Source organism: Streptomyces sp. NPDC058758 (assembly GCF_042746075.1).
Taxonomy (GTDB): domain Bacteria; phylum Actinomycetota; class Actinomycetes; order Streptomycetales; family Streptomycetaceae; genus Streptomyces.
The window spans coordinates 179,566-189,030 of record NZ_JBHYPS010000012.1; the positions used below are offsets into that span (position 1 = coordinate 179,566).

Consider the following 9,465-nt stretch of genomic DNA (forward strand, 5'->3'; position numbering starts at 1 on the left):
GAATGAATGCCTGCGGAAACGGGAAGCAGGGAGTACGGACCCCTGGTCGTTGCCAGCCAAATTCAGCCACGAACCTATCCAGGCGGTCCAGCGGCCGAGGAACCGGCCGGCAATGGGGCGTCCAATTTCCGGTAATCGTGCGCCCATTCGCCGGGCATCCGGCGAGTTACCCCGACATGCCCATTCCCTGGAAAGGCCCCCCTAGGATCGCTTCCGGTCTCATCAGGACCTCATCGGGAGCCCGCTCCCATCCGTCGATCAGGAGGCCGATCTTGGTTGCTTCGCCACCCACAGCACTGTTCGGGCACGACTACTACCAGGACCCCTATCCGAGCTTCGCCTGGCTTCGCGACAACTCCCCGATCCATGAATTCACTTTTCCGATCGGTGATTTCCGCACCTGGATCGTCACTCGGTTCGACGACGTCCACGCCCTGCTCGGCGACCCCCGCTTCAGCACGAACGCCGAGGCTTACGCGAACCCGGAGTTCCAGAAGTCGGGCATGGTCATGGGCGCGGGGACCGTGGTCGCGCGCATCCTGTCGACGCTCGACCCGCCGGACCACACGCGTCAGCGCAAGCTCGCCATGGGGGCCTTCACCCCGCGCCGGGTCGCCCAGTGGCGCGAGGCGACCGAACTCATCGTGCGGACCAACCTCGACCTGCTCGCGGAGCAGGAGAACCCCGATGTGATCGACTACGCGGCCGCGATCCCCGCGGAGGTGCTCGGGAAGGTCTTCGGCATCCCGCTCGACCGCTACAACGACATCATCGACGCCATCGACCGCGCCTTCCACTCGGACGACGATCCCGCGAAGGCCACGCGCGCGTTCGCGGACATCGCCCAGTACGGCCGCGAACTGATCGTGGAGAAGCAGAGCTCCCCGGGGGACGATCTGCTCACGTCCCTCATCGAGGCGCGCGACGGCAACGACCGTCTCACCGAGGACGAACTGGTCGCGCTCCTCGCCCAGATGATCATGGCCGGCCTGGACACCACGCGGAACCTCATCGCCTCCGCCGTGCTCGCCGTGCTCGACAACCCCGAGCAGGGCCGCCTCCTCGCCGAGCGGCCCGAGCTGGCCCCGCAGGCGATCGAGGAGTTCCTCCGCCGTGAGGGCGCTCTCACGATGGGCCTGTTCCGGTTCGCCAAGGAGGACATGGAGTTCGGCGGCGTGGCGCTGCCGGCGGGTGCGCCCGTCATCGCCGCGCTGCTGTCGGCCAACCGCGACCCCCGCCGCTTCGAGGACCCCGACCGCCTGGACATCACCCGCAAGGGCCCGCGCCACCTGGGCCTCGGGCACGGTCTGCACAACTGCATCGGCGCCGCGCTCGCCAGGCTGGAGGCGGAGATCGCCATCCCCGCGGTGCTCAACCGGTTCCCCGGGATGGAACTGGCGATACCCCGCGAGGAGGTCACGTACAGCGAGAGCTATCTGCTGCGCGCCCTCACCACGCTTCCCGTACGTCTGCACGGCGGCGGCTCGCGCTGACACGACCACGGAGCCCTTCTTCCTCCCGAGCGGCCGGCGGGACGAAGAAGGGCTCAGTGCCGAAATCCCTGACCCCCGTATCTCTGCCCCTCATATCTCTCCCCCCCCATATCTCTACCCCCTATATCCCTGCCCCCATGACGACGCCGGGCGGCTGCCCGGGACCGGAGGAATTCCACTGTGAGCGTGCGCGCCGGAAACACGACGTGGCCCGACAGCGGCTTGGATGCCGCTCTCTGCCTCCTCGCCGGCAAATGGAAGGCGCACATTCTCTGGGAGCTCCGCCCGGCCCATCTGAGGTTCGGCGAACTCCGGCGGCGTCTCGCCGGCGTGAGCGACAAGGTGCTGAGCGAGAAGCTGCGGCAGCTGGAGGCCGACGGCATCGTCCGGCGGGAATCGCTCGCGACGTCCTACGGCCCGGTCCAGCGGCAGGTCCGGTACTCGCTGACGCCACGCGGGGCGTCCCTCGCCGACGCGCTGCTGCCGGTCCGGGACTGGGGAGCCCGGTATCTGACGGCGGTCACCGAGAACTGATCCGGAAGGGGAACACGCCGGCGCCGGCATCCGCGGATGCCGGCGCCGGACGCGTCTCAGAGGATGTCGGTGTCGGGGGCGAGCCCGAGCAGTACGCGTCCCTGCAGCTCCAGGTTGACGTTGGCCTGGGCCAGAGCGTGCAGCGAGAAGCCCAGGATGTCCCGGTGGTAGCGCTGGAAGGGTACGTTGCGCTTGATGACCGAGGCGCCGCTCGCGCTGAAGAGCAGTTCGACCGCCTCCTTGGCCAGCTGCCCCGCGAACGCGGTCCGGCCGCGGATGATCGCCTTCTCGGTGTCCGTCGGCTGCTCCCCGGCGTCGGCCCGCTCCTGGAGCAGCCGGAGCCAGGTGGCCGAGAGCGCCTCGGCCGCGTCGATCTTGTTGGCCGCGGTGGCCACCTGCACCTGGGTGAGCGGGTGCAGGGACTGGTCGTCCCACGACGTGTACGTGATGCCGCGGCCGGGCAGCCGTCCGAGGAAGAGTTCGTACGCGCCCCGGGCCACGCCGACGGCCATCGCGGCGTACTGCGCCATGATGAACGAGACGATGCCGTAGCCCCGCCCGGCCTCGTCCGCGTTCCAGCGATCGCCGGTGGTGCCGGTCATCAGCTCCGCGTAGCCGGCGACGCGGCGCGCGGGGACGAAGACGTCCTTCGCGGTCGACGTCGCGCTTCCGGTGCCGCTGCCCGCGGTGACGTCCCAGTCGTCGACGATCGACAGCTCGGACATCGGCACGATCGCGATGAACTCCTCGGACGTGCCGTCCGGACGCTCCAGCATGACGGCGACGCAGTCCCAGTCGGCCGAGTGGCAGCCGGAGTTGTAGCTCCAGCTGCCGTTGAGGAGGTATCCGCCCTCGGTGGGCACGATCTTCCCGGTGGGCGCGAACCCGATGGAGACCCTGGTGGAGCCGCCGGCGAAGACCTCCGCCTGCGTCTCGTCGGGGTAGAGGGCGGCCATCAGGGCGCCGGTCGTCCACACGGTCATGTCCCAGCCGGTCGACGGGCAGCCCCGGCCGATCTCCTGGACGACCGCGGCCTGTTCGGCCACGCTGAGGCCGAGTCCGCCGAACGCGCGCGGGACGGCCATGCGGAACACGCCGGCCTGCTCGAGGAGGGCGATGTTCGCGTCGGGTACGCGGCGCTTCTCCTCGGCCTCGGTGCCGTTGTCCCGAAGCTTCCCGACGATGTTCCGCACCGCTTCGACGACGGTCTGGAAATCCTGCTGCTCGGCCACTCTCAACCTCCACGGAAATCAACGATCGCCAGGACTGGCACGCCGTTCCGAAATTACCAATCGTTCCGAATGGCCCGGCCCTTTCCTGGTAATCGGCCGATCCCGTCGAGGCCCTCTCGATAATTGTCCAGGAATGACCGGGGGATGGCGGAGGTGCCGCTAGATTGCTCGGGCGTGTCCCTGCCCGCACCACGAAAAGCGAGGAAACCGAGTGACGACGCCCCTGAAGGTCGACAAGCAGGCGTGTATCGGCTCCGGGCTCTGCGCTGCCATGCACCCCGGTCTCTTCCGGCTGTCCGGCGACGGACGCGGTGAGGCGGTCCTCGCCGAGCTCACCGATCCCGACGACATCGAGTTCGCCCAGGACGTCGCCGACTGCTGTCCGGGGCAGGCCGTGCTGCTCGACGCCGACGAGTGATCAGATGATCCCCTGCGCGTCCATCGCTTCGGCGACGCGCTGGAAGCCGGCGATGTTGGCGCCCAGGACGTAGTCGCCCGGGGCTCCGTGGATCTCCGCGGTCTCGTGGACGGTGGCGTGGATGTCCCGCATGATGGCGGCCAGTCGCGCCTCGACGTCGGCGAAGGTCCAGGCGGAGCGGGCGGCGTTCTGCCGCATCTCCAGACCGCTGGTCGCCACGCCGCCCGCGTTGGCGGCCTTGCCGGGCCCCAGGGCGACACCGGCCTCCCGGAACAGGCGCACGGCCTCCGGGGTGCAGGGCATGTTGGCGCCTTCGGAGACGGCCTTCACGCCGCCGCGTATCAAAGCGAGCGCGGCCTCGGCGTCCAGTTCGTTCTGCGTGGCGGACGGCAGGGCGAGGTCCGCGGGCACGTCCCAGACCCGGCCGCCGGGCACGAAGCGGGCGGAGGCGCCGCGCCGCTCGGCGTAGTCGGCGACCCGGCCGCGCTCGACCTCCTTGACCTGCTTGAGCAGGTCGAGGTCGATGCCCTTCTCGTCCACGACGTAGCCGCTGGAGTCGGAGGCCGTCAGGACGTGCGCGCCGAGCGCCTGCGCCTTCTCCATCGAGTAGAGGGCGACGTTGCCGGATCCGGAGACCACGACCTGCTGCCCTTCGAGGTCCTCGCCGCGCTGGGCGAGCATCTCGGCGGCGAAGAGCACGTTCCCGTAACCGGTCGCCTCCACGCGCACCGGGGAGCCGCCCCAGCCGGTGCCCTTGCCGGTGAGGACGCCGGCCTCCCAGCGGTTGGTGATGCGCCGGTACTGGCCGAAGAGGTAGCCGATCTCCCGGCCGCCCACGCCGATGTCGCCGGCGGGCACGTCGGTGTGCTCGCCGAGGTGGCGGTACAGCTCGGTCATGAACGACTGGCAGAAGCGCATGGCCTCGGCGTCGGAGCGGCCGTGCGGGTCGAAGTCGCTGCCGCCCTTGCCGCCGCCCATGTTCAGTCCGGTGAGGGCGTTCTTGAAGATCTGCTCGAAGCCCAGGAACTTCACGACGCCGAGGTTCACCGAGGGGTGGAAGCGCAGGCCGCCCTTGTAGGGGCCCAGCGCGCTGTTGAACTCCACGCGGAAGCCGCGGTTCACATGGGTGGCGCCGGCGTCGTCCTGCCAGGGCACGCGGAAGATGATCTGCCGCTCGGGTTCCACGAGCCGCCGCAGGACGTCGAGGAGTTCGGGGCGGGCCGAGAGCACCGGTCCCAGCGATTCGAGCACCTCGTCGAGGGCCTGGTGGAACTCGGGTTCGCCGGCGTTGCGGCGTACCGCGTCCGCGCGGAGCGATTCCAGCGCGGAGGTCACGTCCGGGGTGAGCGGGCGCGGGGAGGTCTTGGACATGGGTGGTCCCGTTCCTGTTCCGGTCGGCGGCGGGGTGCGGTCGCGTCGGCGTCAGCTGGCGACCGCGGACCTGCACAGATGGGTGACGGTGGAGTTCGGTGGGGTGTCCCTGCGCCGGCGCAGGGAGCCCTTGGCCGGTCCTTCGAGGATCTCGGAATGCAGGCGCTGGACCTCCGCGGAGGGTTCGAGGCCCAGTTCGCGCGTGAGGATGCGGTAGAGGTTCTGGTACGCCTGGAGGGCTTCGCCGCGGCGCCCGGCACCGTGCAGGGCCGAGATGAGCTGGCAGTGGAACCACTCGTGCAGCGGGTGGTCGTTGACCAGCGCCCGCAGCTCGGGCAGGAACTCCCGGGAGCGGCCCAGCCGGTTCTCGGTCTCCACGCGGAGTTCCAGGGCGCGGATGCGGAGTTCTTCCAGATAGGCGATCCGTCCGGCCAGCACGATGCCTGTCGGTATGTTGCCGAGCATGGGCCCTCGCCACAGCGCCTGCGCGCGGTCGAGGCAGTCCGACGCCCGCTCGGGACAGCCTTCGGTGAGTTCCCACTGGGCGCGGCGGATGAGCCGTTCGAAGACGTGGACGTCGACCTCCTCCTCGTCGACCTCGAGGCGGTAGCCCGGGGCCTTGGTGGCGAGCAGCCGTCGTTCGGACCCGCCGGCCTGGGCTTCCCGGAGCATTCTGCGGGCGTGGTAGACGTGGGTCTGCAGGGTGCGGACGGCACCTTTCGCGGCCTGCTCTCCCCATAACTCCAGGACGAGCGTGTCCGTGGCCACCGGTTCACGGGGCTGAAGTGCGAGCACCGCGAGCACCTGGCAGATCTTCGTGGCCTTCGGGGCGTACGTCCGGCCGTCATCGGTCACGATCTCGAAGGGGCCGATGAGGTGGAACTCCACTGCGCACACTCCTGGTCCGGCGTCAGACGCCCGCGTGAATGCTAGGTGATTCCCGACAATAGGATCAGCGGGCTTGCGGCCATCACCACCGAGACCGAGATTGTCATGTTGCGGATGGCAAGCGGCGCAATGTGGCCCAGGTCACCCACGCCTTTCGGAACTCAGACTCACACCCTCATGCGAGCGCGGAAGGCATGAAATGAGTCATGGGGGTGAATGCGATGTGGAGATGCCGAGGTCGGCTTGAAAAATTTGGCCGGTAACGGCCCTCACTCCAGGCCGATATCGACCCCCATTGCCGCAGCGATCCCGCCAATGCGCTGTTCTTCGGCCATTCCGCCGATCACTTCCCGGGGATCACTTCCCGGGGGTTCTTCGAGGCCGGCGGCCCGGGTCGCGCGACGAGAGCACGCCCGATCCCCCGCTCGCGGGCCGAGGAGAAGATCCGGTCCGTGCAGCGGGGGCTCGGGCGTCGGGTCACGCCGGGGGGCGGTGCCTATTCGGGCAGCAGGCTGCCGGCGACCGGGCGGTCGACGGCCATGAGCCAGCGGCCGTCCTCGACGCGGCGCAGGACGTCGGTGCAGTTGCCCTCGATGTGCAGCGGCTTGCCGTCCTCGTCCTTGCCGTCGATGACGAACCGGACGCCGATCAGGGCCACATCGCCCGCCACGTAGGCGTGGGTGACCTCCGCCTCCAGGACCGGCTTGGTGGACAGGAACTTCTTGAAGAACGCGAGGCGCTCCTCGCCGGTCAGCGGCGCGCCGGAGAAGTTGGAGATCGCGTCGTCGCGGTAGAGCCGGTCGAACAGCTCGCCGTCGCCGGAGTTGAACACCTGCAGGAAGATCTCGTTCTGCGTGTCGGTGTCGCCGGTCAGGTCCGGCTTGTCGAAGTCGATGTCGACGGTGATGGCCATGGAGAGGGAACCCCCAGTTTCTTCATCGAAGTGAGTGCGGTGGGCGCCGTGGGGCGGGTGGTGACCGGTGTGCCGACGGGTGCCTGCCGGGCGCGTGCCCGTGGCAGCCGCTCGCTCCGGTCCCGGGTGCCGGTCCTACTTCTCGCCGTACGGGTCGTCGATGGCGTAGCGCCAGTGGCCGTCCTCGCCCTTGCGCAGCACGTCGACGCCGACGCCCGAGAGGCGCTCGGGCCTGCCGTCCGCGTCCTTGGTGTCGATGGTCCAGTCGACGATGAGCAGCGCGGTGTCGCCGGTGACGAAGGACTGCCGGGGCACGGCCGTCATCTTCGGCCCGTGGGACAGGAACTCCCTGACCGCGTCGACGCGGGCCTGGCCGGTGAGCGGGACGCCGGCCTCCCAGACCGCGACGGCCTCCTCGGTGTACATCGCGTTGACGGCGTCCACGTCACCCGCGTTGAAGGCCTTCACATAGAGCGCGGTGTGCTTTTCCACATCATTGGTCAGTTGCGCCATGATGATGCTCCTCCCCTTTTCCACCTGGTGAATCGCTATGGAAAATCCACGTCGACCCTAGCGAGGCGCGAGGCGGCGTCGGCCATCCCGCATCCATCGCGAAGTAACACGCCGACCACCCCTGGGGAAGCACACGCGATTACCGGATCGTGCATGGCGCACCGTTACGCTCGACAACCCGTTCAGGAATCTTCTGAATTCCATGCCCTTTCGAAGCCGGCGAGCGAAAGCAAACGGCTTGCCGTGTTGCGGAGCGCGCCAATTGAGGCATGAACACATCACACCGGGGAGCTGAGCACATGGCGGGCGAGGAAAAACTCCGCGACTATCTCAAGCGTGCCATCGCGGATGCCCGTGACGCGCGTAACCGGCTGCGGGAGATCGAGGACCGGCAGAACGAGCCGATCGCGATCGTCTCCATGGCCTGCCGCTACCCGGGTGGGGTGGCCTCACCCGAGGAGCTGTGGCGCCTCGTCACCGACGGCGTGGACGCGGTCACTCCCTTTCCGGAGAACCGCGGCTGGGCCCTGGACGGGCTCTACGACCCGAACCCGGAGCGCACGGGCACCAGTTACAGCCGCGAAGGCGGCTTTCTGCACGACGCCGATCTGTTCGACGCCGGCTTCTTCGGGTTGTCGCCGCGCGAGGCACTGACCACGGACCCGCAGCAGCGGCTGCTCCTGGAGACGGCGTGGGAGGCCTTCGAGCGGGCCGGCATCGACCCGGCGACGCTGCGGGGCAGCCGTACCGGCGTGTTCACCGGCGTCATGTACAACGACTACGGCTCGCGTCCGGGTCTCCCCGCCGAGAACGCCGAGGGCTATCTCTTCAGCGGAAGCGCCGGAAGCATCGCATCCGGCCGGCTCTCCTACACGTACGGTTTCGAAGGCCCGGCGGTGACCGTCGACACGGCGTGTTCGTCGTCGCTGGTGGCCCTGCACCTCGCGGCGAACGCGCTGCGGTCCGGCGAGTGCGACCTGGCGCTCGCGGGCGGTGCGACCGTGATGTCGACGCCCGTCGCGTTCGTCGAGTTCTCCCGGCTGCGCGGGCTGGCCCCGGACGGGCGCATCAAGTCGTTCGCGGCCGCCGCCGACGGCACCTCCTGGTCCGAGGGCGTCGGACTCCTCCTGGTCGAACGCCTCTCCGACGCCCGGGCCAACGGCCACACCGTCCTCGCCGTCCTGCGCGGCTCCGCCGTCAACCAGGACGGCGCGAGCAACGGACTGACCGCCCCCAACGGCCCCTCACAGGAACGCGTCATCCGCGACGCCCTCACCCACGCCGGCCTCACCGCGAACGACGTCGACGCCGTCGAGGCCCACGGCACCGGAACCCGCCTCGGCGACCCCATCGAAGCCCAGGCCCTCCTCGCCACCTACGGACAGAACCGGGACCGACACCCCCTCTACCTCGGCTCGCTCAAGTCCAACATCGGACATGCGCAGGCGGCGGCCGGTGTCGGTGGCGTCATCAAGATGGTGCAGGCCATCCGCCACGGCGTGCTGCCGAAGACCCTCCACGTCGACGCGCCCACCCCCATGGTCGACTGGAGCACCGGCGACATCGAACTCCTCACCGAGGAACGTGCCTGGCCCGCGACGGGCCACGCACGCCGTGCCGCCGTCTCCTCCTTCGGATTCGGCGGGACGAACGCGCACGTGATCCTGGAGGAGGCACCGGCCGAGGAACCGGCGGACGCCCCCGGGACGGACACCGCGCCCGCACCCGCCGAGCGCGCCCGCCCGTCCGTCCTCCCCTTCGTCCTGTCGGCCAGGAACGAGCCCGCCCTGCGCGCCCAGGCCGCACGTCTCCTCGCCCACCTCGACGCCCACCCCGAACTGGACGACCTCGACCTCGCCCACTCCCTGGCCACCACTCGGACGGTGTTCCAGCACCGCAGCGTGGTCCTCGCCCCGGACCGCACCGGGCTGCTGGCCGGGCTGGAAGCGGTGGCGGCGGGCACGCCCGCACCGGGCGTCGTCTCCGGCGTGGCCACCCCCGGCAAACTCGCCTTCCTGTTCACGGGACAGGGCGCCCAGCGGATCGGCATGGGACGAGAGCTCTACCGAACCTTCCCCGCCTACGCCACCGCGTTCGACGAAG

At 69.5% G+C, this 9,465-nt stretch carries 9 protein-coding genes; 4 read left to right on the top strand and 5 right to left on the bottom strand.

Annotation, left to right across the window (positions count from 1 at the left end):
- The first annotated feature begins 272 nt into the window (after positions 1 to 272).
- Together ACFW6A_RS17640 and ACFW6A_RS17645 are read left to right on the top strand one after the other, a co-directional pair.
- Complete coding sequence (locus ACFW6A_RS17640; protein ID WP_351855725.1) at positions 273 to 1,493, top strand: cytochrome P450; 1,221 nt, start codon at positions 273 to 275, stop codon at positions 1,491 to 1,493.
- 186 nt (positions 1,494 to 1,679) lie between these two features.
- Positions 1,680 to 2,027, top strand: a complete 348-nt coding sequence (locus ACFW6A_RS17645; protein ID WP_386641346.1) for a winged helix-turn-helix transcriptional regulator — start codon at positions 1,680 to 1,682, stop codon at positions 2,025 to 2,027.
- 56 nt (positions 2,028 to 2,083) lie between these two features.
- On the opposite strand, the gene ACFW6A_RS17650 is transcribed toward ACFW6A_RS17645, so the two are convergent.
- Positions 2,084 to 3,259 carry an acyl-CoA dehydrogenase family protein gene (locus tag ACFW6A_RS17650; protein WP_386641349.1) on the bottom strand — a complete coding sequence of 392 codons (1,176 nt, stop codon included), beginning with the start codon at positions 3,257 to 3,259 and terminating at the stop codon, positions 2,084 to 2,086.
- 211 nt (positions 3,260 to 3,470) lie between these two features.
- Between ACFW6A_RS17650 and ACFW6A_RS17655 the strand changes: the two genes are divergently transcribed.
- Positions 3,471 to 3,677: a ferredoxin gene (locus tag ACFW6A_RS17655; RefSeq protein ID WP_351855719.1), complete on the top strand. Its 207-nt coding sequence runs from the start codon at positions 3,471 to 3,473 to the stop codon at positions 3,675 to 3,677.
- Here the strand turns inward: ACFW6A_RS17655 and gdhA are convergent, their stop codons facing one another.
- From gdhA to ACFW6A_RS17675, 4 genes are all read right to left on the bottom strand, one after another.
- Positions 3,678 to 5,048: an NADP-specific glutamate dehydrogenase gene (gene gdhA / locus ACFW6A_RS17660; protein ID WP_386641352.1), complete on the bottom strand. Its 1,371-nt coding sequence runs from the start codon at positions 5,046 to 5,048 to the stop codon at positions 3,678 to 3,680.
- Positions 5,049 to 5,099: 51 nt separating this feature from the next.
- The gene (locus ACFW6A_RS17665) at positions 5,100 to 5,936 is read right to left on the bottom strand and encodes an AfsR/SARP family transcriptional regulator (RefSeq protein WP_351855714.1); all 837 of its coding nucleotides are present in this window, start codon (positions 5,934 to 5,936) and stop codon (positions 5,100 to 5,102) included.
- Positions 5,937 to 6,432: 496 nt separating this feature from the next.
- The gene (locus ACFW6A_RS17670; protein ID WP_351855712.1) at positions 6,433 to 6,849 is read right to left on the bottom strand and encodes a nuclear transport factor 2 family protein; all 417 of its coding nucleotides are present in this window, start codon (positions 6,847 to 6,849) and stop codon (positions 6,433 to 6,435) included.
- A gap of 135 nt (positions 6,850 to 6,984) precedes the next feature.
- Positions 6,985 to 7,362 carry a nuclear transport factor 2 family protein gene (locus ACFW6A_RS17675; RefSeq protein WP_351855709.1) on the bottom strand — a complete coding sequence of 126 codons (378 nt, stop codon included), beginning with the start codon at positions 7,360 to 7,362 and terminating at the stop codon, positions 6,985 to 6,987.
- 299 nt (positions 7,363 to 7,661) lie between these two features.
- Between ACFW6A_RS17675 and ACFW6A_RS17680 the strand changes: the two genes are divergently transcribed.
- Positions 7,662 to 9,465 (top strand): type I polyketide synthase (locus ACFW6A_RS17680; RefSeq protein WP_386641355.1); only part of this gene is annotated, 1,804 nt, incomplete at its 3' end.

What these genes read in the sequence shown, in the direction of transcription:
- gdhA (WP_386641352.1), bottom strand. Translation starts at nt 5,048, where the DNA reads ATGTCCAAGACCTCCCCGCGCCCGCTCACCCCGGACGTGACCTCCGCG.
- ACFW6A_RS17670 (WP_351855712.1), bottom strand. Translation starts at nt 6,849, where the DNA reads ATGGCCATCACCGTCGACATCGACTTCGACAAGCCGGACCTGACCGGC.
- ACFW6A_RS17675 (WP_351855709.1), bottom strand. Translation starts at nt 7,362, where the DNA reads ATGGCGCAACTGACCAATGATGTGGAAAAGCACACCGCGCTCTATGTG.